Source organism: Cognataquiflexum nitidum (assembly GCF_022538055.1).
GTDB classification, from domain to species: Bacteria; Bacteroidota; Bacteroidia; order Cytophagales; family Cyclobacteriaceae; genus Cognataquiflexum; species Cognataquiflexum nitidum.
On the sequence record NZ_JAKZAM010000018.1, the window covers coordinates 57,932 to 84,749 of the forward strand.

General features: G+C 39.1%; 29 protein-coding genes and 2 tRNA genes. 19 read left to right on the top strand and 12 right to left on the bottom strand.

The window, feature by feature from the left end; genetic code table 11:
• Position 1 precedes the first annotated feature (1 nt).
• From MMU07_RS13150 to MMU07_RS13165, 4 genes are all read left to right on the top strand, one after another.
• Complete coding sequence (locus MMU07_RS13150; protein ID WP_241126338.1) at positions 2-1,003, top strand: lysylphosphatidylglycerol synthase transmembrane domain-containing protein; 1,002 nt, start codon at positions 2-4, stop codon at positions 1,001-1,003.
• A gap of 33 nt (positions 1,004-1,036) precedes the next feature.
• Positions 1,037-1,723: a zinc metallopeptidase gene (locus MMU07_RS13155; RefSeq protein WP_241126339.1), complete on the top strand. Its 687-nt coding sequence runs from the start codon at positions 1,037-1,039 to the stop codon at positions 1,721-1,723.
• Between the two features lie 104 nt (positions 1,724-1,827).
• Positions 1,828-2,967: an acyl-CoA dehydrogenase gene (locus MMU07_RS13160; protein WP_241126340.1), complete on the top strand. Its 1,140-nt coding sequence runs from the start codon at positions 1,828-1,830 to the stop codon at positions 2,965-2,967.
• Positions 2,968-3,106: 139 nt separating this feature from the next.
• On the top strand, positions 3,107-4,036 hold the full coding sequence (locus MMU07_RS13165) for a helix-turn-helix domain-containing protein (RefSeq protein WP_241126341.1): 930 nt from the start codon (positions 3,107-3,109) through the stop codon (positions 4,034-4,036).
• A gap of 77 nt (positions 4,037-4,113) precedes the next feature.
• On the opposite strand, the gene MMU07_RS13170 is transcribed toward MMU07_RS13165, so the two are convergent.
• The 9 genes from MMU07_RS13170 to MMU07_RS13210 form a co-directional block, all read right to left on the bottom strand.
• Entirely contained in the window at positions 4,114-6,519 is a 2,406-nt protein-coding gene (locus MMU07_RS13170; protein ID WP_241126342.1) for a TonB-dependent receptor, read from the bottom strand.
• 82 nt (positions 6,520-6,601) lie between these two features.
• Positions 6,602-7,318 (bottom strand): fatty acid desaturase, encoded by a 717-nt coding sequence (locus MMU07_RS13175; protein WP_241126380.1) that lies wholly within the window; start codon positions 7,316-7,318, stop codon positions 6,602-6,604.
• 20 nt (positions 7,319-7,338) lie between these two features.
• Complete coding sequence (locus MMU07_RS13180) at positions 7,339-8,184, bottom strand: 4-hydroxy-3-methylbut-2-enyl diphosphate reductase (protein WP_241126343.1); 846 nt, start codon at positions 8,182-8,184, stop codon at positions 7,339-7,341.
• Positions 8,185-8,278: 94 nt separating this feature from the next.
• The gene (locus tag MMU07_RS13185) at positions 8,279-9,121 is read right to left on the bottom strand and encodes a phytoene/squalene synthase family protein (RefSeq protein ID WP_241126344.1); all 843 of its coding nucleotides are present in this window, start codon (positions 9,119-9,121) and stop codon (positions 8,279-8,281) included.
• Between the two features lie 21 nt (positions 9,122-9,142).
• Positions 9,143-10,630, bottom strand: a complete 1,488-nt coding sequence (locus MMU07_RS13190) for a phytoene desaturase family protein (RefSeq protein WP_241126345.1) — start codon at positions 10,628-10,630, stop codon at positions 9,143-9,145.
• The gene (locus MMU07_RS13195) at positions 10,630-11,142 is read right to left on the bottom strand and encodes an RNA polymerase sigma factor (protein ID WP_241126346.1); all 513 of its coding nucleotides are present in this window, start codon (positions 11,140-11,142) and stop codon (positions 10,630-10,632) included. The genes MMU07_RS13190 and MMU07_RS13195 overlap by 1 nt, the downstream gene beginning before the upstream one ends.
• 213 nt (positions 11,143-11,355) lie before the next feature.
• Positions 11,356-12,252: a MerR family transcriptional regulator gene (locus MMU07_RS13200; RefSeq protein WP_241126347.1), complete on the bottom strand. Its 897-nt coding sequence runs from the start codon at positions 12,250-12,252 to the stop codon at positions 11,356-11,358.
• 6 nt (positions 12,253-12,258) lie between these two features.
• Positions 12,259-12,702, bottom strand: a complete 444-nt coding sequence (locus tag MMU07_RS13205) for a sterol desaturase family protein (RefSeq protein WP_418884515.1) — start codon at positions 12,700-12,702, stop codon at positions 12,259-12,261.
• A gap of 40 nt (positions 12,703-12,742) precedes the next feature.
• Positions 12,743-13,435 carry a carotenoid biosynthesis protein gene (locus MMU07_RS13210; RefSeq protein ID WP_241126348.1) on the bottom strand — a complete coding sequence of 231 codons (693 nt, stop codon included), beginning with the start codon at positions 13,433-13,435 and terminating at the stop codon, positions 12,743-12,745.
• An 89-nt stretch (positions 13,436-13,524) separates the two neighbouring features.
• Between MMU07_RS13210 and MMU07_RS13215 the strand changes: the two genes are divergently transcribed.
• The 3 genes from MMU07_RS13215 to MMU07_RS13225 are packed head-to-tail and all read left to right on the top strand — an operon-like array spanning position 13,525 to position 14,901.
• Positions 13,525-13,830 carry a DUF4286 family protein gene (locus tag MMU07_RS13215; RefSeq protein WP_241126349.1) on the top strand — a complete coding sequence of 102 codons (306 nt, stop codon included), beginning with the start codon at positions 13,525-13,527 and terminating at the stop codon, positions 13,828-13,830.
• Positions 13,831-13,833: 3 nt separating this feature from the next.
• Positions 13,834-14,298: a TspO/MBR family protein gene (locus MMU07_RS13220; RefSeq protein ID WP_241126350.1), complete on the top strand. Its 465-nt coding sequence runs from the start codon at positions 13,834-13,836 to the stop codon at positions 14,296-14,298.
• Between the two features lie 6 nt (positions 14,299-14,304).
• The gene (locus MMU07_RS13225; RefSeq protein ID WP_241126351.1) at positions 14,305-14,901 is read left to right on the top strand and encodes a DNA-3-methyladenine glycosylase I; all 597 of its coding nucleotides are present in this window, start codon (positions 14,305-14,307) and stop codon (positions 14,899-14,901) included.
• 122 nt (positions 14,902-15,023) lie between these two features.
• Here MMU07_RS13225 and MMU07_RS13230 read toward each other — a convergent pair whose 3' ends face one another.
• Complete coding sequence (locus MMU07_RS13230) at positions 15,024-15,767, bottom strand: DUF4488 domain-containing protein (RefSeq protein ID WP_241126352.1); 744 nt, start codon at positions 15,765-15,767, stop codon at positions 15,024-15,026.
• A gap of 51 nt (positions 15,768-15,818) precedes the next feature.
• Here MMU07_RS13230 and MMU07_RS13235 point away from each other — a divergent pair, with 51 nt between their 5' ends.
• Positions 15,819-16,136: a Rieske (2Fe-2S) protein gene (locus tag MMU07_RS13235; RefSeq protein WP_241126353.1), complete on the top strand. Its 318-nt coding sequence runs from the start codon at positions 15,819-15,821 to the stop codon at positions 16,134-16,136.
• A 9-nt stretch (positions 16,137-16,145) separates the two neighbouring features.
• On the opposite strand, the gene MMU07_RS13240 is transcribed toward MMU07_RS13235, so the two are convergent.
• A complete protein-coding gene (locus MMU07_RS13240) occupies positions 16,146-16,481 on the bottom strand; it encodes a tRNA-binding protein (protein WP_241126354.1) in 336 nt (111 codons plus the stop codon).
• A 77-nt stretch (positions 16,482-16,558) separates the two neighbouring features.
• Here MMU07_RS13240 and MMU07_RS13245 point away from each other — a divergent pair, with 77 nt between their 5' ends.
• Positions 16,559-16,936, top strand: coding sequence for a hypothetical protein (locus MMU07_RS13245; RefSeq protein ID WP_241126355.1), 378 nt, complete (start codon positions 16,559-16,561; stop codon positions 16,934-16,936).
• A 55-nt stretch (positions 16,937-16,991) separates the two neighbouring features.
• Here the strand turns inward: MMU07_RS13245 and MMU07_RS13250 are convergent, their stop codons facing one another.
• Positions 16,992-17,531 (bottom strand): RNA methyltransferase, encoded by a 540-nt coding sequence (locus MMU07_RS13250; protein WP_241126356.1) that lies wholly within the window; start codon positions 17,529-17,531, stop codon positions 16,992-16,994.
• 85 nt (positions 17,532-17,616) lie between these two features.
• Between MMU07_RS13250 and mutS the strand changes: the two genes are divergently transcribed.
• The 10 genes from mutS (at position 17,617) to MMU07_RS13300 (ending at position 26,753) form a co-directional block, all read left to right on the top strand.
• Positions 17,617-20,229, top strand: a complete 2,613-nt coding sequence (gene mutS, locus MMU07_RS13255) for a DNA mismatch repair protein MutS (protein WP_241126357.1) — start codon at positions 17,617-17,619, stop codon at positions 20,227-20,229.
• Between the two features lie 64 nt (positions 20,230-20,293).
• Positions 20,294-21,094, top strand: a complete 801-nt coding sequence (locus tag MMU07_RS13260; protein WP_241126358.1) for a helix-turn-helix transcriptional regulator — start codon at positions 20,294-20,296, stop codon at positions 21,092-21,094.
• A 147-nt stretch (positions 21,095-21,241) separates the two neighbouring features.
• Positions 21,242-21,314, top strand: a tRNA-Gly gene (locus MMU07_RS13265).
• A gap of 68 nt (positions 21,315-21,382) precedes the next feature.
• Positions 21,383-21,466: transfer RNA gene (locus MMU07_RS13270), tRNA-Leu, on the top strand.
• A gap of 143 nt (positions 21,467-21,609) precedes the next feature.
• Positions 21,610-22,305 (top strand): XRE family transcriptional regulator, encoded by a 696-nt coding sequence (locus MMU07_RS13275; protein ID WP_241126359.1) that lies wholly within the window; start codon positions 21,610-21,612, stop codon positions 22,303-22,305.
• Between the two features lie 197 nt (positions 22,306-22,502).
• The gene (locus MMU07_RS13280) at positions 22,503-22,988 is read left to right on the top strand and encodes a methylated-DNA--[protein]-cysteine S-methyltransferase (RefSeq protein WP_241126360.1); all 486 of its coding nucleotides are present in this window, start codon (positions 22,503-22,505) and stop codon (positions 22,986-22,988) included.
• 148 nt (positions 22,989-23,136) lie between these two features.
• On the top strand, positions 23,137-23,592 hold the full coding sequence (locus MMU07_RS13285) for a GNAT family N-acetyltransferase (protein WP_255737415.1): 456 nt from the start codon (positions 23,137-23,139) through the stop codon (positions 23,590-23,592).
• Complete coding sequence (locus MMU07_RS13290) at positions 23,592-24,029, top strand: GNAT family N-acetyltransferase (RefSeq protein ID WP_241126362.1); 438 nt, start codon at positions 23,592-23,594, stop codon at positions 24,027-24,029. Before MMU07_RS13285 ends, MMU07_RS13290 begins: the two co-directional genes overlap by 1 nt.
• Positions 24,030-24,200: 171 nt before the next feature.
• Positions 24,201-24,830: a 7-carboxy-7-deazaguanine synthase QueE gene (locus tag MMU07_RS13295; RefSeq protein ID WP_241126363.1), complete on the top strand. Its 630-nt coding sequence runs from the start codon at positions 24,201-24,203 to the stop codon at positions 24,828-24,830.
• A 3-nt stretch (positions 24,831-24,833) separates the two neighbouring features.
• Positions 24,834-26,753: an OmpA family protein gene (locus MMU07_RS13300; RefSeq protein ID WP_241126364.1), complete on the top strand. Its 1,920-nt coding sequence runs from the start codon at positions 24,834-24,836 to the stop codon at positions 26,751-26,753.
• Positions 26,754-26,818 lie beyond the last annotated feature (65 nt).

Consider the following 26,818-nt stretch of genomic DNA (forward strand, 5'->3'; position numbering starts at 1 on the left):
TGTGAAGTTAAGCCTCAAACAATGGATTCAGGTGGCAATATCGCTCATAGTTGCTGTCTGGATTTTTTGGTTTTTATACAAAGACATCAGTCTTGATAGTCTCTTGAAGGCTGTTTCAGAAACCTCTTTCCTTTTGATAGGGATTTCTGTTTTGGTTTCCCTTCTTGGGTTTTGGCTTAGGTCCTGGCGGTGGGCACTGCTTATAGATGCTGATCAATCCTATAAAACTCCCACTTCAAGGACTTTTTGGGCACTCATGATTGGTTACTTGACCAATATGCTTGTACCGAGAGCCGGAGAATTTGCCCGCTGTGGGGTTTTGGCAAAAACCGATGGCTTACAAATGGGTAAATTATTTGGGACGGTAATTCTGGAAAGAACCGTTGACCTTCTTTTTCTCGTTTTCACCATCTTCCTGGCATTTGTCATTGAAAGAAACCTGTTTCTGGAGCTTTTTTCGGAACTGGTTTCCCTAGAAACTTTGGTAAAAAAAGTAACCCAATACCTTCCTCTTCTAATCGGAGGCTTATTGGTCATGGCCATTTTCTTTTATTTTGCTTTTCTGAAATACAGAGAAAGAAATATTTTTAGAAAACTAAGGCACTTTACCAGGGATTTGGTCAAAGGTATCATCAGCATCAGGCAAGTCCGAAACCAATCGGGGTTTTGGGGAAGCTCATTTGCTATCTGGATGATTTATTATGTCACCTTGGTTTTGGTAGCTTGGGCCATACCTTCCACTGCCAACTTGTCACTTAGCTCGCTGCTGATGGTAATGGTAATGGGAAGTATTGGCATGGTTGCACCGGTTCAGGGGGGTATAGGTACCTTTCATGCATTGGTGGCCTTCATTTTGATAGCATATGGACTGAGTGAATCAGATGGAAAAATATTCGCTGTGATCGTTCATAGCAGTCAGGTTTTGACAATTGTCGTCCTTGGTCTTGTTTCTTTGGGAATTGTCTTTAAAATAACTGGCAAAAAAGTATCCAAATCTTCTTAATTTCGTAAACACTTTAGCAAAAAATATAAAACTATGATTATTCTAATTGTCGTTGTCTTCGCAGTGCTTGGATTTGTAGTCAGCTCAAAGCTGAAAAGCAAGTTCAAAAAGTATTCACAGACGCCGTTGATGGCAAATCTATCGGGAAAGGAAATTGCCGAATTGATGTTGGCAGATAACAATATCCACGATGTCAAGGTAGTGTCTGTGGAAGGTCAGCTTACTGACCACTATAATCCTATGAACAGAACTGTCAACCTCAGTCCGGATGTATACTATGGTAGGAATGCCGCTGCAGCCGCTGTATCTGCCCACGAATGTGGCCACGCTATACAGCATGCGCGTTCTTACGCTTGGCTCAATCTCAGGTCTGCGATGGTGCCTGTCCAAAACATCAGTGGGAAAATATTGAATATTGTCTTGATCGCATCCTTATTGGGAGGGGCTTTTATGGGACTTCCTTATGAAATCATCGGGTACATAGTAGTGGGATCTTATGGAGTGATGACACTGTTCACATTGGTCACACTACCTGTGGAATTTGATGCCAGCAACAGGGCTTTGGCTTGGGTTAAAGAAAGGAATATTGTCACACCTTCCGAATTCGAAATGTCCAAAGATGCTTTGAAATGGGCAGCCATGACTTACGTGGTGGCAGCACTTGCAGCATTGGCCACCTTGGCCTATTATATCTTCATTTTCTTTGGTAACAGAGATTAAGGAAACTTAAATCGAGCAAATGAGTTTACTTTAAGGGGCAAGAAATTGTCCCTTATTTTTTTTTCTTATATATTCCAACTGAAATAATTAACCCAAATATTCTTATGAATTTCGAATACACAGAAGAACATGTAGCAGTCAGGGATGCCGCAAGGGAGTTTGCCCAATCCGAACTTTTAGCGGGTGTAATAGACAGAGATACGGAAGGGAGGTTTCCCAAGGAGCAGGTCAAAAAAATGGGTGAACTTGGATTTATGGGCATGATGGTAGATCCTAAATACAACGGTGGGGGAATGGATACAGTCTCTTATGTGTTGGCAATGGAAGAGATTTCAAAAATCGATGCTTCAGCCTCCGTCTGTATGTCGGTAAACAATTCCCTAGTTTGTTGGGGATTGGAAAAATATGGTTCTGAAGCCCAAAAAGAGAAGTATTTGAAGAGATTGGCGGCCGGGGAAATCATCGGTGCTTTTTGTTTGTCTGAACCTGAAGCCGGTTCGGATGCTACTTCCCAAAAGACTTCTGCTGAATTGGCAGGTGATCACTATATCCTCAATGGTACCAAAAACTGGATTACCAACGGAAGTTCTGCCTCTGTCTACCTTGTCATCGCCCAGACAGATGCTTCCAAAGGTCATAAAGGAATTTCTGTATTTATCGTAGAAAAAGGTCAGGAAGGATTTGTAATTGGAAAAAAAGAAGATAAATTGGGCATTCGAGGCTCTGACACCCATTCCTTGATGTTTTCTGATGTAAAGGTTCCCGTTGCCAATAGGATTGGAGAGGAGGGATTTGGATTTACTTTCGCCATGGAAACACTTAACGGCGGAAGGATCGGAATTGCAGCCCAAGCATTGGGAATAGCATCAGGAGCTTATGAATTGGCACTTACTTATTCCAAAGAGCGAAAAGCTTTTGGAAAGCCTATCAATCAGCACCAAGCCATCCAATTCAAATTGGCAGATATGGCTACCCAGATCGAAGCAGCGAGGCTTCTTGTGCTTAAAGCCGCCTGGCTGAAGGACGAAGGAAAAGATTATGCCTTGGCTAGCGCTATGGCCAAACTCTATGCCTCAGAGGTTGCGATGAATGTCAGCATCGAAGCGGTTCAGGTTCACGGTGGCTATGGCTATGTCAAAGAGTACCATGTAGAACGATTGATGCGGGATGCAAAAATTACACAAATCTATGAGGGGACAAGCGAAATTCAAAAAATAGTCATATCAAGAAGTATAATAAGATAATCAAATATTAATCAATAAAAAGGGTATAAAATCTATTTTTTATACCTTTTTTCTTTTTTTATCAAAAAAATATTAAATAATCACCTTGCTTTTAGAAAATTGTGATAGTTTTACGCCATAACCTATAATAACTGCTTTCATGGAATATTACAATAAGGTAATCGAATCTGTCGGGGTTAGGTTTCTGAAGGGCAACAATTTCAAAATTGAAAAGCCCGTTACAGTTTTGGATTACAGTGACACTGAGAATACTGTTTTGTTGCTTCACCAAGGGTCTCTCAAGTTCTCTGATGAAATGGAATTGGTAAACGAAGGCGAAATCCTTTTTATCCCTGCGGGAAGAAGAACGAACATTTCTTTTGGTCAGCAAGGGAAAAAAACCGAAACCAACAATGAGGGCTTTTTAGATAATAAAAGGAAATACCTTCAGACAATTTCTTTTAGGGAAATCAAGAGCGTGGAGGAGGATTGTGTCACCATCCTGAATTTTGAAGCCAAGGTTTTTGACGTTGTCAATTTCTTTCACTCGTTAGGAATTCCACCTTTTGTCATCAGGTTTAATGACAGGGTAGCGACTATCGTCGAAGACATCATCAAGGAATCAGAACAAAATACCCCGGGTAAAGAAAGGGTAATCAAACTGTATACCGAACTCTTGGTCATAGAGATCGTTCGCCATGTGCTCAAAAATAGGTTGTTTGTGGAAGAGCTTTCCACCAACAGCACCTACTTTAAGGATCCGAGATTGATTGATTTGTTCAATTATATCAAGAAAAATATTGGTGGAGACTTATCAAATAAGGTTTTGGCCAAAGTTGCCAATGTATCCGAGGATTATGTGGGTCAATATTTCAAAATGCTGACCGGAATCAATCCACAGGATTATATCGAATACCAAAGAATGGAGGCAGCTGTGGAGTTACTCAGAACATCCAAGAAAAGTATCCGTGATATCGGCAAAGTTGTGGGCTACAAAGACACAGCCTACTTCTGTAGAAGATTTAAAATGATGTATGGTCTGCCGGCAGGAAAAATGAGAAGACGTGAATCATTGATAAACGTACAATAAACCCAATCAATTTGACTAAAAAACCGTCCCCTGTTAAGTTGGGGGACGGTTTTTTCATGTAATTCCAAAGGAGATTGTTAGAATTCAACAATAATCCCAATGGTCGGTAGAATGGTGCCTACGGGATTGTCAATAAATCTCATCTGATACCTGCTTGGATCATTTGGGTCTATTTTGATGCTGCCGTCATTATTCCTAACTGGAACCAAAACCGGAGGCTGTTGGGCTTGGAAGTTGAAGGCATTCTGCACATCAAAATACCAATTCAGGTTCCACCTGTTGAAGAAATATCTCTTGTCAATTCTAAAATCAAGTTGGTTGAATGCAGCCAACCTTTGTGAATTGATTTGGTTAAAGTCCAAGATTGCTCGTCCTGTAAGGTCCCAAACATCTCTCAGTGAAGATGTTTCAACATCAACGGGTGTATATGGTAATCCGCCCAAATACCTCCATCTGGCACCGATTTCCCAGTTTTTCCTGAATCTCCTGCCTGCTGTCAAGCTTACGATTACCCTATTGTCCCATGCAGAAGGCACAAATCCTTCGGTCTTTGGATTGGTGAATTCACTTCTGACCAAAGTGACTGCGGCAATTCCATAGAAATTATTGAAAAAACGTTGTTGGGCCAAGAACTCAAGACCATACGCCCTACCATCTGAATTGGAAATGACCGGTTCGTTACCAATTACGCCAAAGTCTGCTCCAAGATTGGCAAGTGAGATGCCATTTCTGACGGAAGATGGATAATTAGCGTATAATTTATAGAATCCTTCTACACTGAACCGTCTGCTTTTCTCAGGAATTACTTTTTCAATTCCGGTTATAAAATGCGTAGACCTGATAAATTTGATATCGTTTATCTGGTTTTCAAGTTCTCCTTCACTGTTTCTGTAGCCTAAGGCAGTATAAGGAGGCTTCTGATAATAGATGCCGATATTGGCTGTCCAAAAAAGCTGCGGTTTGATTTGGTAGGAAACTGATACCCGGGGGCTAAGCTGGTTGAGAGGGTTTTGGGCAGTTTTACCAAAGTCACTGCCATCCATTCTCAAACCGGCGGTTACAAGTAATCGTTCATTGTTGAAATATTTACTTCCGGATACAAATGCTCCGTAGCTGTTAAAAAACGCTTTTGCTTCTACATTTATGACTCCTCCCTCTGTTGCCAAAGTGCTTCGGTCAAAGTTGCTTATAAAATATCTAGAGTATTCATAATTAACGCCATATTTTAAATTAAACCCATTGCTGAAAATAGAATTTTCTGCTCGGAACTTGTTTTCACTTTCTTGCGAATTGTAATCAAATAATAGGTTTTCGGGATTGCTGTCATCATTTTGGGCGTATTTAATTGACCTGTTGTTAAGCATATTTCTGCTTAAAATGAACGTCCAAAAACCATTTTCTCTAAATCTTTTCAGTTTCAAACCCGTGGCGTAGTTCCATTGTGTTGAGACTGGGAGATTTTCTAAGGTATAAAGTCTTTGCTCCCTTTCTTCCTCGGTTTCGTCTTCTGGTACATCAAAATTCAAAGCAAAATTATCGATAGCACCTACACCGATGAATGTCAGTTCAGTTTTAGCATTGAGTTTTGTGGTAGTCTTAAGCTGAAAATCATTGAATGTAGGCAGAAATGGAAGCTGAAGCTGTCTGAAAAGAAACTGTAGGTATGATCTTCTAGCGGAAAGGATATAAGTAGTTTTTTCACCGATCGGACCTTCATTGGATAGTGTCAGTTCACTTGCTCCCAAAGTAAGCTGTGTAAACATTTTATCTTTTCGCCCCTCTTTCAATTGAAATTCAAAGAAAGAACTGAGCGAATTCATCCTATCTGCAGGGAAGCCACCAGTGACAACATCTACATTTTTGATCAGGTTTACATTTAGAATACCTACAGGACCGCCTGAAGAACCCTGAGTCGAAAAGTGGTTGATGACAGGGACCTCGATTTCATCTACAAAGAACTTATTCTCATTTGGTGCGCCGCCTCTGATGATGATATCATTTCTAAAACTTGCTGTGCTTGCAACGCCCGGGAGAGATTGGATGACACGGCTGATATCTCTGTTTCCGCCGGGATATCTTTCTATTTCATTGGTGTTAAGTCTACGGACTGAGATTGGGGTTTCATCAGAACGTGTAAAATCCGCATCTACAGTTACTTCGGTCAATTCAGAGGCCTCTTCCCTGAGGTCAAAGTCTAATCTTACTGCCCTGGCTAAGGTTACCTGAATTTCAAAGGAAGTCTTGGCACGAAATCCAATAAAACTTGCCCGGATGTTGTAAAGTCCCGCAGGGAGCTCTGTTAATACATAATTCCCATTTTCATCGGTTACCGTCCCAAATTCTGTTCCTAATACGACAACGTTGGCAAAGGGTATTCCTTCATTATTGACAGGATTAAAAACCCTACCTCTAACCTCTCCGCTTTGCGCTATTAATTCGGAAATTGTAAATGAAATTAGGATTAGTGTAAAGAATATTCTCATATGCTGGTATTAGTTTATCAAGTACTAATCTGTTTACAGTACGGATTGTTCAAACAATTGTAAAAAATTGACAAATGTTAATTCAAATGTCTTGTTCGAGATCTTCTTTTATCTTCCAAAGTCTCCACCATGGTGTCCCCGGAGAATCATGGTGCTCATAATGATAACCAAAAAAGTAGCAGGAAATGAATGCCCAAAAATGGTTTTTTGACTGGCTATTTGAATGGTGTTTGTTGTCGGATTCTCCCATGTGTGGCAGGTAAGTCCCAAAATAAAAAAGTTGTAGCGTAGAGAGTACTGCAGGTAGCATCCAAAAAACGACTAAATTTTCTGTGGGTAAAAAAAGTTTAAGGATATTGAATGTGACCGCCATCAATAGGATCTGCCAGACAGAAACATATTGCCTAATAAAACTTAAATACCAAATAAAGAATTTGCCCGAAGGGTGGTAGTCAGGATCTTTGTCAGTAGCCACAAATCGATGATGCTCATGGTGTTTGGGAAATAGTTTCCAATAAAAATTGTAAGAAAAAAGAAGGGCTGAAAACCATCCAATGGTATGGTTAAGCTTTTTATTCTCTGATACAATCCCATGCATTGCATCATGCGCTGTAATGAATAGACCTGTATAAAGATGGGTTTGGATCAAGATCCCTAAATAAACTAAAGGGTTTGACCATAAAATGTCCAGACTGATAAGAAAATATAATGACGCAAACCAAAAGAGAATAATACTCAATGCAATGATTACGCCTGTATTTCCAATCGAATATGAAGTCTTCTTTATGTTGTTCACCAGATAAATTTAGGAAAGAAAGCTTAAAAAGTTTCGATTCTTTCTTTTACTTGTTCCATCAGCCACATAGGAGTGGAAGTGGCTCCGCATATCCCGACAGTTTCATTTTGTGCAAACCAATTCCTTTCTACCTGATCGGGATTTGAAACAAAATGAGTATTTGGATTTTTCTCCTTACATACATTATAAAGGACTTTTCCATTGGAGGATTTTGTGCCGCTCACGAAAATAATGCTGTCAAATTTTTCTGCGAAAACCCTTAATTCCTTATCTCTGTTAGATACCTGTCTACATATGGTATCATTTGTATTTACTTCAATGCCACTTTCTTTGAAAGCTTCATTTATTTTGTAGAAGTTATCGGTACTTTTTGTAGTTTGACTGTATAAGGTCAGATTTTTTGGAAGAGACGGTAGGTCGAGTTCATTGATATCTTGAAACACAACAGCCTTGTTGTTTGTCTGACCAAGAAGTCCGATTACCTCCGCATGTCCATGTTTTCCGTAGATATAGATTGTTTCGTCTTTGTCAAATGAATTTTTGATGCGATTTTGAAGCTTTAGCACCACCGGACAGCTTGCATCTATCAAGGTAAGGTTATTTTTGATAGCGAGTTCATAAGTGGATGGGGGCTCACCATGGGCTCTGATCAATATTTTCTCGTTGAACAATTCTTTCAATTTATCATGATCGATGATTTTCAGTCCTTTGTTAGTGAGCCTGTTCACTTCTTCATCATTGTGCACAATATCTCCCAAACAATACAGATAGCCTTGGTCTTCGAGAACCTCCTCTGCCATTTCGATGGCATAGACGACTCCAAAACAAAAACCGGAATGTTGGTCGATTTGTACTTTCAAATTCATCATAGGTAAGTAACTTTGGACTTGACAAATTGTTTGTAAGCTTTTTATTGTCTTGATTTTATAGAATTAGACATTTTATTTTAGGAATTAATTTTCATCAATTGAAGCCAAGCTTTGTCCCAAAATATGTACTTAAGAGCAAAGATAATTTCCTGCTGTTTGGGATACGGATTCTTTGATGGGTTATGGTTTCGGGAGGTAGGCTTTTTATTTTATCAAACAGTTTTTGATAATATAGATAAGCCACTTTTACACCCATTTTGGCTCCTGAAGGGAGTCTCCTAATTCCGTCCAAGGCCTCATCAAAATCCTTCTGAATATCTTCTTCGATGAGTTGTTTGGTGGATTTATCAAAGGATTTGAAATCCACTCCGGGAAAATAAACCCTCCCCCTTTCTTCAAAATCACTTTTGATATCACGGAGGAAGTTCACTTTTTGAAAGGCTGCCCCAAGCTTACAAGCGGGGGATTTCAGACTTTCGTACTCTTCTTTATTTCCTTCGCAAAATACTTTGAGACACATCAAGCCTACCACCTCCGCTGAACCGTAAATATATTCGTGGTACCTTGAATCATTGTAGGTTTTGAAGTCAAGGTCCATTTCCATACTTTTTAGAAACGCCTCAATCAGGTCTTTATCAATATTGTATTCATTTACGATCAATTGAAATGCATGCAGAACAGGATTCAGGCTTATTTTTTCCTCAATCGCTTCAAAGGCATCATTTCTAAACCTGTCGAGAAGAACCTTTTTATCTTTGTCATGGAAAGTATCCACTATTTCATCTGCATACCTGACAAAACCATATATGGCATAGATAGGCAAATGAAGTTTCTTATCCAATGTTTTGATTCCTAATGTAAAGCTAGTGCTGTATCGTTGGGTGATTAGCTTACTGCATTCGAAAGTTGTTTTGTCAAATAGGCTCCTCGCATTCATTGCTTCAATATACCAATTATTTTACTGATTGTTTTCTTTGATAACTTCTTTTGCGACTACATGCCCTGAAATTAAACTTGGTGGAACCCCCGGTCCGGGGACAGTCAGCTGTCCTGTGTAGTACATGTTTTTGACTTTTTTGTTCTTTAGTGAGGGTTTCAATATGGCTGTTTGGAATAGGGTATTTGCCAGTCCATAAGCATTTCCTTTAAAAGCATGATAGTCTGCTTTAAAGTCACTGTGTGCATAAGAACGTTTGTAAATGACATGGCTCCTTATCTCCTGTCCTACAAGCTTTTCAAGTCTGTCCATGACCATATGGTAATATTTTTCCCTCACTTCCTCTCCGTCTTCAAGGTCAGGTGCAAGCGGAATCAGTATCACTAGGTTTTCCTTTCCTTCAGGTGCTACACTCGGATCGGTTTTGGAAGCAGCGGAAAGATAAAACAATGGTTTCTCCGGCCATCTTGGATTTTCGTAGATGGCATCTGCATGAGGCCCCATTTGTTCATCAAAGAATAAACAGTGATGGGTAATGTTATCGATTTTTTTGTCAATCCCTAAGTAAAAAAGTAAGCTTGATGGCGCCATGACACGTTTATCCCAATAAGCAGCGTCGTAGTTTCTATATTCCGGGGCAAGCAATGTGCTGTCCACATGATGGTAGTCTGCACCTGCCACCACAATGTCCGAATCGATTTTCTCTCCGTTTTTCAAGACAACTTGTCGCGCTTGTCGATTGCTCACATTGATATGGGAAACTTCACATCCTAACATGATTTTTACTCCTTTTTCTTCAGCAAGCTTGACCATGCCTTCGACGATTTTGTACATGCCTCCCATGGGATACCAGGTACCCAAAGAAATATCAGCATAATTCATCAAACTGTAAAGGGCAGGGATATTTTCTGCAGTTCCTCCCAAAAAAAGAACAGGGAACTCCATCAATCTGATGATTTTTTCATGTTTGAAAAACTTCCTGACATGTTTGGACATAGATTGAAAAACATCCATCCGCACTACGTCGATAAGTAATTTGGGGCTTGTGAATTCCAATAGAGACCTGCTTGGCTTATAGACCAAGTCTTCAATCCCTACTTTATACTTGTAAGCTGCTTGTCTGAGGAATTCATCCAGCTTCGGTCCTACACCAGGTTCTAATGACTCCAATAATTCTTTAAATTCCTTCAAGTTTGAAGGTATTTCCATGAATTCATCTTGACCAAACACTACTGTGTAAGAAGGGCTAAGACGCTTCAGGTCGTAATAATCAGAAACTTTTTTTCCAAAATGGCCAAAGTAGGATTCAAACACATCCGGCATCCAATACCAGCTGGGACCCATGTCAAAAACAAAACCCTCGGAATCGAACTTTCTCGCTCTTCCTCCGGGGGTATCATTTTTTTCTAGGATTGTTACTTGATATCCGGCGTTTGCCAGGTGTGTGGCTGCTGATAGACCGGCAAATCCCGAACCAATCACTACCACTTTTTTCTTGCTTGTTGACATTAATTCCTATGTTTGTACATATGCAGGTCATCTTTTAGTAACTTCCTTGCTATATGTATTCTGTTTTTTACTGTTCCGATGGGGATCTCTAATTTATCTGCTATTTCATGGTATTTGAATCCTCTGAAATGCATCATAAACGGAGTTTTGTAGACCTCTTCAAGATTTTCTATAGCCACTTGGATATCTTTCATTGCAAAATCTCCGAATGCACCGTTTTCGACAAGGACATCCCCTGAATTAAGATAATGCAAATTATCAGTTGTGTCAACAAAAGTACCTCTTCTTACCATTCTTTGGTAATTTGTGATGAAGGTATTCTTCATTATTGTGTAAAGCCATGCTTTTAAGTTGGTTCCCTCAGTGAATTTATCCCTGTTAGTAAAAGCTTTGACCATAGTGTCCTGCAGAAGATCATTGGCATCATCTGTGTCCCTGGTCAACTTTAGTGCAAAAGGCTTCAAAGAACTTGATAGCTTTTGTAGTGAATAACTGAATTCTAGAGTCGTCATGGCTTTTTGATTTTGTTTAATCAAAGGTAACCAAACTTAAACAAATAGCAAATTTTTTGTCTAATAAAAAATAAATAAGTTTAAACAAAAGTGAAGTCAAGATTTTAAAAAATCTCTTTATTGATCATAATCGCTATTTTTGGAATGTGAAGGCAAAAAAAAGGTGAAAATTTTGATTCTCACCTTGTTTAATTTTTTGGAAAATATGTCAAACTATTTTTCTTGAAGGACTAAATCCATTTCCTCTATATATTCCTTCAATTGCTTGATATAGTGCATTGCCTTGACATTTTTTGGAAAATCAAGATCCTGACCTACTATTTGGTATCCTGATAGAATGATTTCTGATTTTTGAAATCGTTCTGAAATGCTATAAATATAATCTTGGATTTCATCACTGTTAGGGGAGGTAGTAATGATTGTCATTAAAAACTCAGGTTGATGAAGTCTGTATACGATTTGAAGGTCTTCATCAGGGGTGTTTTGTCCCAAATAGATCAGTTTATGACCTTTCAATTTAATCAGGTAGGCGGCAAAAAGTATGGAGATTTCATGTAATTCTCCCTCAGGAAGATATAACAAAAACTTTTTTCCTCCCCCTTTGTAAATTTGACCATCAATAGCAACAATTAATTTTTGACGGATAAGATTGCTCATGAAGTGCTCCTGCGCCGGATTGATAGCACCTGTTTGCCACAAAACCCCTATTTTTGACATGAAGGGATAGATGATGTTGAGCATTGTCTGCTCAAATCCAATTTTTAGAATATTGGTGGAAAGTACTTTTTCAAATCTGTCTTCGTCCATTTCGATCATGCAAATGGTCAGGGCATGGATTTGATCGTCATGCGTGAGTGTTTTTTCGGTGAGTTTAACCACCTCTTCCCTCATTTCGGCCTCAGACATGTTGGCAATTTTGCTGATTTTATAGCCGTTGTCATTCAATAAGGCAACATTCAGAATCAATTTAAGACTTGCATCATCATAAAATCTGATGTTGGTATCTGTACGCATGGGGTGTAATAAATTATATCGCTGTTCCCAAATACGTAATGTGTGGGCCTTAATGCCCGACAGCTGTTCCAAATCTTTGATTGAATAAGTACTCACGATAATTTAGCGTTTAAAGTATTTCTTGGGTACTATGAATAAGCCGAAAGAAACGGCATCATTTTTTTTGTTTGTGGCGTGGTGCGCCTGATGTGCCCTGAATATTCCCAGTAGAAAACTGTTTTTTGGTCTCTCAAACCACTTTACTCTCCTGTGAACCAAAACGTCATGTATGATGAAATAAAGAATTCCATAAAAACTGATTCCTATTCCAATCCAAAACCTGTAGTCCAATTTGGCCACACCTAAGAATATCAGTACAATAGCGATACTCCCGAAAAGCAATGAAAACAGGTCGTTGAGCTCAAAGAAGGACTTTGAAGGCTCATGATGGGTTTTATGGATATTCCAAAGTGGCCCATGCATGATATATTTATGGATGAACCAACCGGAAAATTCCATGACAGCGAATCCAATAGATATAAATAAGACAGCATACATCAGTGTCATAACTCAAAGTGAATTAGAATGTTTAAAGGAGTTTTTTTATTTAGCTAATAAAATTCAAAATGGCAAAGAATGTCACTAAGTTGATTAATAAATAGGAGGAAATCATGTTTTCTTTCAAAAAATTAAATTTTCTGTAGAGTATCTGTATGATAAATGAAACTCCCAGCCAACCGAAATAATTGGACAAAGGAATAATATCTCCTGCCCAAGACCAGAAATCCAGATTGACCGCCACAGGTTCAATTAAAAAATCCACAGCAACCATCAGCAAGGCCGCAAGTCCTGCAGCCAATCCATCATGCTTTATTTTGGATGAAAATAAATTGCCTGTCAAATAGACCAAGAGAAGCCAATTTACTCCAATGACCAAAGGGACTTCAAAAAGTTTGAAGCCCAGGGTTTCTCCATATTCATAATCTCCAAAAGGAAAACCGGTATGGATTCCCATTACTTCAGATCCAAAACCCAAGATTATTGCCAAAACAGCAAAAACCCCAAAAGATTTATTCCAACCGGAATGAAATAACAAAAGGATGCCCAGGCTCAAAATCAAAGTGAAAGGAGTCATCATTTGAAAATAGGGCCTTACTATTGGAATGGATAGCCCGATAATTCCTGAGACATAAAATGCAGAAATTATTCCTTTGAAAAGTTTGATCCTGTTCTTTTTGATCTTCTCGATGGCCTCAATCACGGTTTGGAATTCAGTTTTATTAAGCTGGCTTGTGGACATATTACCGAAATGATTTTGAAATATTCACGGGTGATTAACAACATGAACTTATATTTGTTGGTAAATGAATGTCACAAAATTAAAGAAAAATGATTTTATATAATGTAACGGTCAATATAGAGAAAGATTCTGAAGCAGAATGGGTGGCTTGGATGAAAGAAACACATATTCCGGATGTTTTGGCTACAGGGATGTTTTTGGAAAACAGATTTTATAAAATCCTCCATGACAATGAAGATGGATCAACCAATTATTCTGTACAGTATTTTACTGACAGTATGGATAAGATTATGGAATACCAACAAAGTTTTGCAGCCAAGCTTCAGGAAGATGTAAATCAAAAATTCCAAGACCGGTTTGTGGTATTCAGAACCTTGCTTGAAACTGTAGAATAAACCATGAACAACACAATTAAACTGGTCATATCCATTGTTTTGCCTCAGGTCACAGGAGGATTGGGCGCTTTGGTCACCATATCATCGGTGGGGAGTTGGTATCAGACGATCAACAAACCTTCCTTCACACCACCTTCATGGGTGTTTGGGCCCGCTTGGACGACGCTTTATTTATTGATGGGTCTAGCTTTGTTTTTAATCTGGAAATCTGACCATTCTCTGAAGAAAACTGCCCTTTGGCTTTTTGGAATTCAACTTCTCCTCAACGGAATCTGGTCTCCGGCTTTTTTTGGACTTGAATCACCGATTTTGGGATTGGTCGTAATTGTTCCTTTATGGATCATGATAGCAGTCTGCATCAAGGTGTTTTTTAAGATCAGTAAAACGGCGTCTTACCTGATGGTCCCCTATTTATTGTGGGTGAGTTTTGCGACAGCACTCAACACAAGTATCTGGTATTTGAATTAAAAAGCTATGGCAATGGACCAGGAACCCGGAAAATTTCGATGCCCATGGTGTCTTGGATTTGAACAATATATGGAATACCATGATGAAGAATGGGGAGTTCCCGTTTTTGATGACCAAAAGCAGTTTGAATTTTTGGTATTGGAAAGTGCACAGGCTGGATTGAGCTGGTCTACCATCTTGAAAAAAAGAGGCGGATACCAAAAAGCCTTTGCAGATTTTGATTACAGTATTGTTGCTGATTTGCCGGATGGATATGTCCAAGAGCTATTGATAGATTCGGGAATTATCAGAAACGAGATGAAAATCCGTGCGGCAATTAATAATGCCAAAAGGTTTATGGAGATTCAGACATCGCATGGAAGTTTTAAAAACTACATCTGGAATTTTGTGGATAGTAAGCCTGTGCAAAACCAATTTAAATCTATGTCCGATGTGCCGGCCACAAGTCTGATATCAGACAAACTTGCTAAGGATATGAAATCCAAAGGTTTCAAATTTTTGGGAAGTACAATATTATATGCCCACATGCAGGCGACCGGACTAGTCAATGACCATTTGGTGGATTGCTTCAGGCACGAACAAGTAAGGGACTTAGGCAAGTAAAAAAAACCAAGCAGTTGGGATTTCCCTTTTGCCCGGTTTTTTTATTTTTTCGAAGGTTGGGTTCATTTGAAATAAATTCTCCTTTAAAATTGGGAAAAAAAATTCTCCTCAACTCCCTTAGGTTATTTGATTGGAATGTATGCCTTGCTGTAAGAGGACCAGATTTCAAAGATAGGATTTCCTGTAGAGCTGAGGCCGCTATGATGCCATTCCCCATCGATTACCTCATATTTGAATTCCAAAGTTGCGCCGACCCGGCTATCATCTCTAGAAAAAAATTCTATTTTTTCGGTGTAGGTTCCATTTTCTGCTGTATAGGTTCCCCCTCCGGTTCCCATAAATTCCTTTGTTTCAGAATTGAAGGCAACCCATTGGAATCTTCCACCGCTCAGGATTTTTATTGTTCTTCTTGCTCCCGGAGTGCTTCTTGATATTTCATTGTCCCTTTTTCTTCCCGTGATGACCCAATTATTGGTAAGGTCATCTTTTGAATCATTTACCTTTTCCCATATTTCCACCAAAGCCTTCCCTTCCATTTCAGTAGAAATAACCATTTTTTCATCCACCATGTCCAAGCTGAAATCCGTCTTTTGGCCGACCAATTCTGGTTCCAATGTATAAAAGTCCAACATTTCTTGGTAAAGATTATCTTTGAGACGGTATTGTCCCCCACCTGCACTTACAAATTTATTTGTAGCAGTTTCCTTTGCTCCAAAAGAAAAATAGCCATCCTGGTAAATTTTGATATATTCAGTATCCACCATGGCCTTGCCGTTTTGATGGGTCATTTTCCATGCCCCTTCCAGATTTTGAGCGAAAATTACCCCTGTCAAAAAAAAGAGGGGCAGCAAGATTGTTTTTTTCATGATCTGATTGTATTAGGTTTAGACTCCTAAATTACCATTTAAAACTTGCTTATGAAAACATTTATACTCGGTCAAAGTAAAGAGCAGGTATTTCAAATGATTCCTGAAAAACGGATCAAATTGGTCCAATTGGGAGGCGAAAAAATTTGTATATCTAGAAATGGGGATGCGTTTTTTGCATTTGAACCATTTTGTCCCCATCGGATGGCATCCTTAATTCAAGGAACTATCGTCAGGAATGAAATTGTCTGTCCGCTGCATCAATATAGGTTTGATATGCAGACAGGGGCTGTAGTTTCTGGCCAATGCCCTGACCTGAAAGTTTATAAAGTGGAATTATCCGATCGGGGTCTTGCAATATGGATTTGATTTATTTCTTCAATGCAATTTTGATCCATTGGGAACGGTTTTATCTACAGAAGCCAATACAATCTGACCGTTTCCATCATCAAATCCCGTCACCAAAACCTCCGACATGAAATCCGCAATCTGTTTTGGAGCGAAGTTGCAGACACAAAGTACTTGCCTACCAAGTAGGTCTTCAGGTTGGTAATGAAAAGTAATTTGGGCAGAGGATTTTTTGATTCCAAGTGCTCCTAAATCTACCCAAATTTTATAAGCGGGCTTCTTCGTTTTGGCAAATTTTTCGGCCCGTACAATTGTGCCGACTCGAAGGTCAATTCTTTGAAATTCGGTGAAGTCAATCCTTTGCATTGATTAAGATTTTTTCTATATTTGGAAACTTTCTTCCACAGAAGGGAGTTATAAATCTAATCAAACCTCCATCATTAATGTTGCAAGTATCTACAATTTCTTCGTCAGGAATGAAAAAGCTTCAACTCACCTTATTTCTAGGGTTATTTTTGAGTGTTTTTTCTTTTGCACAGTCTGAAAGAGATAGGAATTTTCCTGATTTACCAAAAAATAACAATGAGTCTGGCGCTCAATTTGAGAGTCCGGAATCATCTTTGAATGAATCAAGGCAAGAGAGCGTGCAAAAAACCACCTTAAGTCCGGCGAAAGATAATAAAATCAATACTCCAACAGCTTCAAAAAAGGAGAACTTTTTATACAAACAAGGTGGGGAGAAAGACGTTAAAAAAGAAGAAATATCTACTTTATCCTTCAACTTATTTCTTTACATCGTAGACAGATTTAAAGAAGATTAATACAAATACCAATGCATTTGCTAGAAAAGAGACCTGTTAAGTCTCTTTTTTTTTCTCATTTTTTTAAAACTTCCATTTTAACTATAAAATCCCACAGGGCTATTCCCATTGTAACTGAGATATTGAGTGAATGCTTGGTTCCAAGTTGAGGTATTTCAATGACATGATCAGATGCTTTGACCACTTCATCTTCCACCCCAAAAACCTCATTACCAAATATCAGGGCATACTTTGAACTTGGGTTTGGGTGAAATTCATGGAGTTTGGTGCTGTTGTCTACCTGTTCGAAAGTACACACCCGATATCCTTCCTTCTTTAATATTTGGACAGCTTCAACACTGGAGTCAAAGTATTCCCATTTTACTGATTCTGTAGCTCCTAGAGCTGTTTTCTGGATATCCCTATGCGGTGGTGTTCCGGTGATGCCGCAGAGGTATATTTTTTGGATAAGAAAAGCATCCGATGTTCTGAAAGCCGATCCTACATTGTTGAGACTCCTAACATTGTCCAATACAATAACCACAGGGGATTTTTCAGCTTCTTTAAATTCCTCTACCGTCAGCCGGTTAAGTTCTTCCATGTTTAATTTTCTCATGCGGTTTTGTTTCCCTTTTGATATCTTTTAATTTCAGCTTTTAATAATATTCAAAAGTAACACAAAGAATCAAATCAGGGACCATATGGCCAAGGAGAGGGAAAATGAAGTGAAAGAAACCCCTTTGATGAAACAATATAATGCCATCAAAGCCAAACATCCCGGAGCATTGCTACTTTTCAGGGTGGGGGATTTTTACGAGACTTTTGGGGAAGATGCCATCAAAGCCAGCAAGGTTTTGGATATAGTCCTGACCAAAAGAGCAAATGGAGCGGCTTCTCATATTGAATTGGCCGGATTTCCACATCACTCTTTGGATTCCTATTTGCCAAAACTGGTCAGGGCCGGAAATAGGGTTGCTATCTGCGATCAACTTGAAGACCCCAAAGACGTCAAAGGAATAGTCAAGAGAGGAGTCACCGAACTTGTGACCCCAGGGCTTTCATTCAATGACAATGTCCTAGACAAAAGGAAAAACAATTACCTCGCATCAATATATTTTGGAAAGGAGACCATGGGGATTTCTTTTTTGGACCTTTCTACCGGGGAATTTATGTGCTCAGAAGGCTCCCAATCGTACATAGAAAAGCTCCTTCAGAGTTTTAGCCCTTCAGAGGTGATTTATTCCAAAGCTGCTAGAGCAAAAGCCCAAGAGATACTAAAAGATCAATTTACCACTTTTCATTGTGAGGACTGGGTGTTTCAGTTGGATTATACCTATGGAAAACTTACTGAACATTTTGCTACAGCCAACCTGAAGGGCTTCGGGATAGATAATCTTGAGCATGGTATTATCGCTGCTGGAGCGGTATTGTATTACCTTGAAGAGACCGAACACAAAGAGGTGAAACACATCTCCTCGATTTCCAGAATAGCAGAAGAAAAGTATGTTTGGTTGGATAAATTTACCATACGAAACCTTGAGCTTGTCTATTCCCCGCAAGACGGAGGCGTCCCACTGATCAATATTCTCGATCAGACCATAACCCCAATGGGTTCCCGGATGATGAAAAAATGGATGGTCCTTCCCCTCAAAGAAAAAGAGCCTATAGAGGAAAGACTCAAAGTGGTGGATTATTTTTTTGAAACTCCGGATTTATGCGATGAGATTTTAGGACATCTGAAGCATATCGGCGATCTGGAAAGGCTGATTTCGAAAGTGGCGGTAGGAAGGATCAACCCCCGAGAGATGAACCAACTCAAAAGAGCTTTGAAAAATACCATGCCTATCAAAGGGATTCTCAAAGGTTCAAAAAACGATTCTCTCAAAAAACTTTCCGATCAGATAAGTTCATGCGAATTTCTTTTGGAGAAAATTGAAAAAGAACTTCTGGAAGATGCTCCCATGCTTATCCATCAGGGTGGGATTATCAAGTCAGGAGTGGATATAGAATTGGATGAATACAGGGATTTGGCCAATACCGGAAAGGATTACCTAGTATCACTGCAGCAAAGGGAAACACAGAGAACCGGAATTTCTTCTCTCAAAGTAGCTTTCAACAAAGTTTTTGGCTATTACTTGGAAGTTACCAATTCCCACAAAGACAAGGTCCCTCAGGAGTGGATCAGAAAACAGACTTTGGTCAATGCTGAGCGGTATATTACCCCGGAACTGAAAGAATATGAGGAAAAAATCCTTAATGCAGAGGACCGGATGCTCGCCATTGAGCAGAGGTATTTTCTAGCCCTTGTACTCGATGCTTCGGAATATGTAGCTCAGATCCAGCAAAATGCCAGGATTCTTGCTACCGTGGACTGCTTGCTCTCATTCTCCGTCGTGGCCAAGAAAAACAATTATTGTAGGCCCAAAATCTCGGATACAGATTCCCTTGAGATCAAAGATGGAAGGCATCCAGTAATTGAAAGACAGCTGCCTATCGGAGAAGAGTATGTCCCCAATGACATTTACCTGGACAATGAAAGCCAACAAATCATTATCATCACAGGACCAAATATGGCCGGTAAATCCGCCCTGCTAAGGCAGACAGCCTTGATTGTACTGATGGCCCAGATGGGAAGCTTCGTTCCTGCTACTTATGCCCGAATAGGCATCATTGACAAAGTATTTACCCGGGTAGGGGCTTCTGATAATTTGTCTAAAGGGGAATCGACCTTTATGGTAGAAATGACAGAAACAGCAAGTATTTTGAATAACCTTTCTGACAGAAGCCTCGTATTGATGGATGAAATAGGCCGTGGGACATCTACCTATGACGGTATATCTATTGCTTGGTCGATAGTGGAGTTTTTGCATAACCACCCAAAATTCAGAGCAAAAACCCTATTTGCAACCCATTATCATGAATTGAATCAGTTGGCAGATGATTTTCCAAAGATCAAAAACTACAATGTTTCTGTAAAAGAAGTAGGAAACAAGGTGATTTTTATGAGGAAATTGAAGGAAGGAGGTAGTGAGCATAGTTTTGGTATCCATGTGGCACAGATGGCCGGGATGCCAAATCCTATTGTTTTGAGGGCTTCTGAAATTATGGGGCACTTGGAAAAGGATAAAGAAATGAGTGCTCCAAAAGACAGGGTCAAAGACATGCCAAAGAGCAATTACCAACTGAGTTTATTTGATGCTGATCCCAAATTCAAAGAAGCACAGGAAATGCTTGCTGCAATAGATATCAATACCATTTCACCCATAGAGGCATTGATCAAACTGAATGAAATCAAAAATAAATTAGGGAATTGATACTTGACCTGAATGTATAAATTGAATGTAAAATTTTAAACTCATAGCTGTAGATTTTGGGTATATGGATATTTCTTTGTTGGAGGAGTTAAGAAATCAAAATAAATTATCGGAATTTTTTTCCTATAAGAATGACAGGGAATTTATCCCCCATCCAGATGAGAAAGAGTTGCTTAGGGATCTTAAAAAAATCAGTGAAAGCCTTGGGATGAAAGAAGGGATTATTATCGGATGTTTTGATTACAGAGATATGAGTTTGCCTTTTTTCACAGAAAACATTGAAGAGCTCAGTGGGTATTCTGCCGATTTTTTGAGGTCTAATGGCCTTGCAGGAGTGATTTCAGCATTGCATCCTGATGATGCTAAGGAACACGTGGCTTTCAATAATAGATTTTTGGAGGCGTTCCAAAATGCAAGTATTTCGGAAAAGAAAACATTTGAATTGTCATATACTCTCCGGTGGATACATAAAACTACCCATAAAGAAATCTGGTTTTTTACCAAAGCTAAACCTTACCTGATAGATATAAAGGGGAATTTCATTTTTGACCTTCACATAGGGCTTCATATTACCAATTCCGAACCTCTGAAGGGATATGATTGGAGCTACTCATATATCAAAGAAAATGGTAACAAAGTAACCCATGAAAAAGACAAGGCACCAAAATCCGACTTGAGGCTTTCCAAAAAGGAAAAAGAGGTAGCACTGTTACTATTGGAAGGACTTACCTCCCAAGAGATCGCGAACAAGATGTTTATTTCAAGAAATACAGTCTTTACCCACCGAAAAAAAATATTAAAAAAACTCGGTGCAAAGAATTCAAATGATCTAATGAAAATTCTTATTGCCCAAAATCTAAAATAAGTGCCTGATTATCAATTTTTGAGAGATGAATCGGTAGGCAAAGAGAAATTTTTTAGCCTAGTGTTTTTGCTATTTTGGAAAACTGCTTTACATTTGCACTCACAAAAGACAAAGGCATAAGGTTTTTGTCAGAAAAATTAACAAACTGCGAGAGTAGCTCAGTTGGTAGAGCACGACCTTGCCAAGGTCGGGGTCGCGAGTTCGAATCTCGTCTCTCGCTCAAAAAGGCCCTTGAAGAAGGGCTTTGTTGTTTTTGGCAATTTCAAATCTCTAATCAAATTAGAGAATGCCGGGATGGTGGAACAGGTAGACACGCAAGACTTAAAATCTTGTGAGAGCAATCTCGTGCGGGTTCGATTCCCGCTCCTGGTACAAGCCTCGCTAAAAAGCGAGGCTTTTTTTTTGGATTTTTTCAAATTGTCAAAATTTCCATCATTTAATTGACAATAATTTTAACATTAGTATTATTTTTGAAAGGAAACGCATGGTATTGTTTTAACATATGCACCATCAAAATGCACCTGAGCTCCAATATTAAAATCCTGAGAAAAAGAAAATCAATCACCCAGGAAACGATGGCCGCTTCCATAGGCATCAGTAGGTCTAAGCTTGCAGGTTATGAGCTCAACATCAATCCTCCTCTCGAAACCTTACTCTTGATCGCAGATTACCTTGGTGTTTCTATTGACCTACTTTTGCGAAAGAATCTCGAAGAATTATCTGAATATAAACTGAGAGAATTGTTGGAAACTGACCATTTTTTGAAAGGGAAAAACCTCAGAATTTTAGCTATAACCGTGGATTCCGAAGGGAAAGAATTGATCGAAGTGGTCTCCCAAAAAGTAAAAGCAAGTTATCTTGCCGGGTTTTCTGATCCTGATTTTATCGGTGACCTGCCAAGATTTTCTCTTCCCTTTTTGCCTCGGGATAAAAAATACCGTGTCTTTCAGATTGATGGGGATTCTATGTTGCCAATTCCCGACGGGGCATGGATTGTATGCGAATACGTGGATGATTGGACGCGCATCAAAGATGGAGATAAGTATGTTGTTTTGACAGATTCCGAAGGTATTACCTTCAAGATTGTATATAATACTGTTAAAGAAAATGATAAACTTTTGCTATGCTCGTCAAATCCTATTTTCAAACCGTTTGAAGTAGATCTGAGGGCAATAAGGGAGGTGTGGAAATTCTGTCTTATGATTGTTTGATGTGCTTTTCGGTACTAATTTGAGGTGGATTCAGGCGGGGTATTTAAGTGGGATTAAGGTATATGATTTTTATTTTTTAATTGTTTTTAAATTAAAGAGGATTTTGTAAGACAAAATGGATTTTAAATCGTTGTAAGTTTAAAATTGTGGTAATGTTTATTGACTAGTGGCTAACAAACCTTAAACGATCAGTAAATATGAGAGAATATGCGGTATTGGAAACCCCTCTGGGGAATGTAAAGGCAGAAGTTTGGGATGGGTATTTGGTAAGCCTTAAATTTACTGAAGACGAATCGTCAAATGGTTCCATTGATGGTATCCTGATGGATGTTTGGATACAGCTTGGACTTTATTTTCAAGGCAAGCTTAAAACATTTGATGTTCCGGTTGCTTTGGGAGGTACTGACTTCCAACACAAAGTATGGATGGAAGTAAACAAAATTCCTTTTGGCCAAACTGTCTCCTATCAGAAAATTGCGAATAATCTCGGCAATCCTCAGGCTGTCAGGGCAGTGGGAACAGCCGTCGGTGCAAATCCCATACTTATAATGCTTCCTTGCCACCGGATTGTCGGACAATACGGTCAGTTGACAGGATATGCAGGCGGAATTTGGAGAAAATCCAAATTGCTTGAACTTGAACAAAAAGATAAAATCGGAAAGCAGGTTCAGCTTAATTTCTAGGTCTTTTCTTGGGGGTTTTGTATATCGTATTTTAAAAACAGATCGAATCAAAAGAGCCTGATTGGGAAAGCATTCAGGCTTTTCTTATTTTTAGACCTTATTCATAATTATTTGTATTTTAGTCATCATTAGCCTATTGCGAGTGTTTATGGTCCAAATCATTGATTATTTGCCCGAACTTCAACCCCATTTTGAAAGAATCAATAAGGAGTGGGTTGAAAAATACTTTTCCCTAGAACCTTTCGATGTAGAGCAGCTACGTAATCCTGAAGAAGTGATTTTGAACAAAGGAGGGGCCATTTTATTTGCTAAAGAAGGGGAAGAAATTATTGGAACAGTTGGTTTATCAAAATCAGCTGAGGGTACATTTGAAATGATAAAGATGGCAGTCATCCCAAGAGCACAAGGTAAAAAAGTAGGGCAACTTCTCGCTTCATCTATTTTGGAAAAAGCCAGGTCAATGGGGGCCAAAAAAGTCGTTCTTTATTCAAACACGAAGCTAGAGACTGCCCTAAATCTGTACCGGAAGTTTGGATTCAAAGAGACACCTCCTGAATGTGGCAAGTATGGAAGATGTGACATCAAAATGGAAATCGAGCTGTAATGGACATTTCTATCAGAAAAGGGACTATTGGCGAAGTCGTAGCACTAAGCAGGGAAGTAACAGAATTTTTTCAGCCATATTCTGAAAAAACCTATGAAGAAAGACTTTCTGATGTTCCCCATTTAATTTTAATTGCAACTGTAGATGACAAACCTGTTGGGTTTAAAGTTGGATACCGTAGGTACGGACATGATGTATTTTACTCATGGATGGGTGGGGTAATGGACCAATACAGGAGGAAAGGTATTGCTACCAAATTAGCCGACAAGCAAGAGGCTTGGGCAAAAACCCATGGGTTTGTTAAAGTGGTTTTCAAAACCCGAAACAGACTTTCCAAAATGATCCATTTCGGACTCAATCGGGGATTTATGATTGTGGATTTGATCAAAAATGGAGAGGTTAGAGACTACAGGATTGTGATGGAAAAAAATCTTTGAGTGAGTAGTCTCTTGCGGCTTCCAACCTTTCAACTCTTCTGTTTTGCAATTTTTCAATCTTCTATTTACCCATTCTCTCATTTTTTAGCATTCTACTTTTTTTACCCTACCTTTGCAGTCCTAAAATCAATCATTTACCTAGCGGTTCAATTACCCGCTTCATCAAAAATTATGGAAAATTCCAAAGAAGAAGTTTCGGAAGGAACAGCACTTCCTGTGATGGAAGCATTTTACACCATTCAAGGAGAAGGTACTTTTTCTGGTAGCCCTTCTTACTTTATCAGGCTCGGAGGATGTGATGTGGGTTGTGTTTGGTGTGATGTCAAAGAATCCTGGGATGCAGGCAAGTGGCCGATTATGTCCATTGATGCCATCGTGGAGGAGGCAATGTACTTTCCGGCAAGGACTGTGGTAATTACCGGCGGAGAGCCATTGATGTATAACTTGGGACCATTGACTGCTGCGCTCAAAGAAAAAGGGTATAGGATACATATAGAGACTTCAGGCGCCTATCCTTTTTCGGGGACCTTCGATTGGGTATGTTTTTCTCCCAAAAAATTTAGAAAACCGCACCCAAGTATTTATGAAAAAGCAGATGAACTCAAAGTCATTGCCTACCATAATTCGGATTTTACTTTTGCGGAGCAACATGCCTCAAAGGTAAAGCTAACCTGTCAAAAGCTACTCCAGCCGGAGTGGAGTAAAAGAGAAAATATGACCAAAAAGGTGATTGATTACGTAAAATCAAATCCAAGTTGGAAAATATCGCTGCAAACGCATAAATTTATGGATATACCTTAACCCATGAAGACACGCCTTCTTAGTTTAGCCCTGTTTTTTTTGATCTCAATCACATTTGGTCAGGGCTATTCTATCATTGACAACAAGGCGATTAGAATGCATCAGGAAGGTGATGAATTAGTGCAGAAGAGGATGTATGATGAGGCGATAGAAAAATATAAAGCATCCATCCAAAGGGAGGCGGGTTTTTTGGAATCTTATATCAAATGGGGAAGGATTCTCCTCACTAAAGGAAAACCTCAGGAAGCAGTAGCTGTGGCTGAAAAAGGTGAGGCAAGGGCCCGACAATCAAAAAATCAGATCAAAGGGGAATTCAAATGGCTCAAAGTACATTGCTTTTTGGCTATGGGTATGTTTCTAGAGGCCTTGTTAGAATATGAAGAGGCTAGTCTGCTACTTGACACAAGCTTCAAGCAAAGGATAGATTACAGGGAAACGGAGAGTCAGATGAGGTTTATTGGGGAGCAGCTTGAAAAATCACTTTCTATAGAAAAGCAAAAATTACCCGATCCTTTGAATGGCTTTTCCCTCCAATATTTTCCTGTTCTTACCGCTGACAGTAAAAGGATCATTTTTGTAAAAAGAGACGGGCTCAAAAATTTTGAACATGAGGATTTGTTTACGAGCTACTTTTCAGAGGAAGAAAATTTGTGGTCCCAACCCGAGAGTATATCAAATATCATCAATACCAACTACAATGAAGGAACCTGTACCATTTCAGCAGACGGTAAAATTTTGATATTTTCATCTTGCGAGACTCCGGATTCCTTTGGGGATTGCGACCTCTACATAGCCTATAAAATCAATGATGCATGGCAAAGGCCGGCAAATATGGGAAAATCCGTGAATTCAAGGTCTTGGGATTCTCAGCCTTCCCTCTCCGCTGATGGCAGGATTCTTTTCTTTTCTTCTAACAGAAGGGGAGGATTTGGTGGGCGAGACCTTTGGTATTCTCTTAGGATGCCAAATGGAGGATGGTCCGAAGCCAAAAATCTCGGTAATCTTGTCAATACCCCAAAAGATGAGGTTTCTCCATTTATTTACTTTAACAATGAGATTTTGTTCTTTGCATCCGATGGACACAGGGGTTTTGGAGGTCAAGATATTTTTGTGTCCAGGGTAAAGGAGGGTGTTTTTACCAATCCTGAGAATTTAGGTTATCCTATCAATGACCATTTGGATCAGTTTTCACTTTTTATCACTGCACAACGTGATTATGCCTATTACACAGAAAATACCTACAATGAAAATATGGAGGAGCGGTCCTATCTATATAAATTCAAATTTCCTGAAGAGATTTCATTAGGAGAAAACCTGATTGTCACACAAGGGAAGGTATTTAATAGCAAAACAGGCGAACCTGTAGATGCGCGACTTTCGCTTGTGAGTCTGAGCAATGACAGCACTCTTTATGAATTCCGGTCAGACGGAAAGACCGGGGAGTTCATGATGTTATATCCGGATAAATCCTTTTCAGGTCTATATGTCGAAAAAGAAGGGTATCTACCCAAAATCTATAATGTGGACAGAGATAACCTTAAAAACCAAAAAGACCTATTGGTGTCACTCGTACCAATAGGTTCCGGAGAAGAATTTATATTTGAAAATATATTTTTTGACTTGGACAAAGACGACTTAAAACCAGAATCTTTAAGTTCACTCAAAAGGCTTTATAACTTTCTGATAGAAAACACAAAAGTTGCCATTACAATCATAGGACATACAGATAACCAAGGCAATCCTGTCTACAACGAAAGTCTAAGCCTCCGGAGAGCAGAGAGTGTGAAGAGGTTTTTGATCGAAAAAGGTGTTCCTGAATATCGGGTAGGTACCGATGGAAAGGGCGACCGTGAACCTATTAAGCCAAATGATTCTCCAGAAAACAGAGCTCTGAATAGGAGAGTAACTATTTCAGTAAAATAGTTTGATAATTTTTTTATTTCAATTTCAAGAAAGACATTGGAGTTTTTAGCTAGGAACATTTAATC

Excerpts from the sequence above, each read along its gene's own strand:
- MMU07_RS13155 (WP_241126339.1), top strand. The coding sequence starts at position 1,037 with ATGATTATTCTAATTGTCGTTGTCTTCGCAGTGCTTGGATTTGTAGTC.
- MMU07_RS13160 (WP_241126340.1), top strand. The coding sequence starts at position 1,828 with ATGAATTTCGAATACACAGAAGAACATGTAGCAGTCAGGGATGCCGCA.
- MMU07_RS13165 (WP_241126341.1), top strand. The coding sequence starts at position 3,107 with ATGGAATATTACAATAAGGTAATCGAATCTGTCGGGGTTAGGTTTCTG.
- MMU07_RS13170 (WP_241126342.1), bottom strand. The coding sequence starts at position 6,519 with ATGAGAATATTCTTTACACTAATCCTAATTTCATTTACAATTTCCGAA.
- MMU07_RS13180 (WP_241126343.1), bottom strand. The coding sequence starts at position 8,184 with ATGATGAATTTGAAAGTACAAATCGACCAACATTCCGGTTTTTGTTTT.
- MMU07_RS13185 (WP_241126344.1), bottom strand. The coding sequence starts at position 9,121 with ATGAATGCGAGGAGCCTATTTGACAAAACAACTTTCGAATGCAGTAAG.
- MMU07_RS13190 (WP_241126345.1), bottom strand. The coding sequence starts at position 10,630 with ATGTCAACAAGCAAGAAAAAAGTGGTAGTGATTGGTTCGGGATTTGCC.
- MMU07_RS13195 (WP_241126346.1), bottom strand. The coding sequence starts at position 11,142 with ATGACGACTCTAGAATTCAGTTATTCACTACAAAAGCTATCAAGTTCT.
- MMU07_RS13205 (WP_418884515.1), bottom strand. The coding sequence starts at position 12,702 with ATGACACTGATGTATGCTGTCTTATTTATATCTATTGGATTCGCTGTC.
- MMU07_RS13210 (WP_241126348.1), bottom strand. The coding sequence starts at position 13,435 with ATGTCCACAAGCCAGCTTAATAAAACTGAATTCCAAACCGTGATTGAG.
- MMU07_RS13215 (WP_241126349.1), top strand. The coding sequence starts at position 13,525 with ATGATTTTATATAATGTAACGGTCAATATAGAGAAAGATTCTGAAGCA.
- MMU07_RS13220 (WP_241126350.1), top strand. The coding sequence starts at position 13,834 with ATGAACAACACAATTAAACTGGTCATATCCATTGTTTTGCCTCAGGTC.
- MMU07_RS13225 (WP_241126351.1), top strand. The coding sequence starts at position 14,305 with ATGGCAATGGACCAGGAACCCGGAAAATTTCGATGCCCATGGTGTCTT.
- MMU07_RS13230 (WP_241126352.1), bottom strand. The coding sequence starts at position 15,767 with ATGAAAAAAACAATCTTGCTGCCCCTCTTTTTTTTGACAGGGGTAATT.
- MMU07_RS13235 (WP_241126353.1), top strand. The coding sequence starts at position 15,819 with ATGAAAACATTTATACTCGGTCAAAGTAAAGAGCAGGTATTTCAAATG.
- MMU07_RS13240 (WP_241126354.1), bottom strand. The coding sequence starts at position 16,481 with ATGCAAAGGATTGACTTCACCGAATTTCAAAGAATTGACCTTCGAGTC.
- MMU07_RS13245 (WP_241126355.1), top strand. The coding sequence starts at position 16,559 with ATGTTGCAAGTATCTACAATTTCTTCGTCAGGAATGAAAAAGCTTCAA.
- MMU07_RS13250 (WP_241126356.1), bottom strand. The coding sequence starts at position 17,531 with ATGAGAAAATTAAACATGGAAGAACTTAACCGGCTGACGGTAGAGGAA.
- mutS (WP_241126357.1), top strand. The coding sequence starts at position 17,617 with ATGGCCAAGGAGAGGGAAAATGAAGTGAAAGAAACCCCTTTGATGAAA.
- MMU07_RS13260 (WP_241126358.1), top strand. The coding sequence starts at position 20,294 with ATGGATATTTCTTTGTTGGAGGAGTTAAGAAATCAAAATAAATTATCG.
- MMU07_RS13275 (WP_241126359.1), top strand. The coding sequence starts at position 21,610 with ATGCACCTGAGCTCCAATATTAAAATCCTGAGAAAAAGAAAATCAATC.
- MMU07_RS13280 (WP_241126360.1), top strand. The coding sequence starts at position 22,503 with ATGAGAGAATATGCGGTATTGGAAACCCCTCTGGGGAATGTAAAGGCA.
- MMU07_RS13285 (WP_255737415.1), top strand. The coding sequence starts at position 23,137 with ATGGTCCAAATCATTGATTATTTGCCCGAACTTCAACCCCATTTTGAA.
- MMU07_RS13290 (WP_241126362.1), top strand. The coding sequence starts at position 23,592 with ATGGACATTTCTATCAGAAAAGGGACTATTGGCGAAGTCGTAGCACTA.
- MMU07_RS13295 (WP_241126363.1), top strand. The coding sequence starts at position 24,201 with ATGGAAAATTCCAAAGAAGAAGTTTCGGAAGGAACAGCACTTCCTGTG.
- MMU07_RS13300 (WP_241126364.1), top strand. The coding sequence starts at position 24,834 with ATGAAGACACGCCTTCTTAGTTTAGCCCTGTTTTTTTTGATCTCAATC.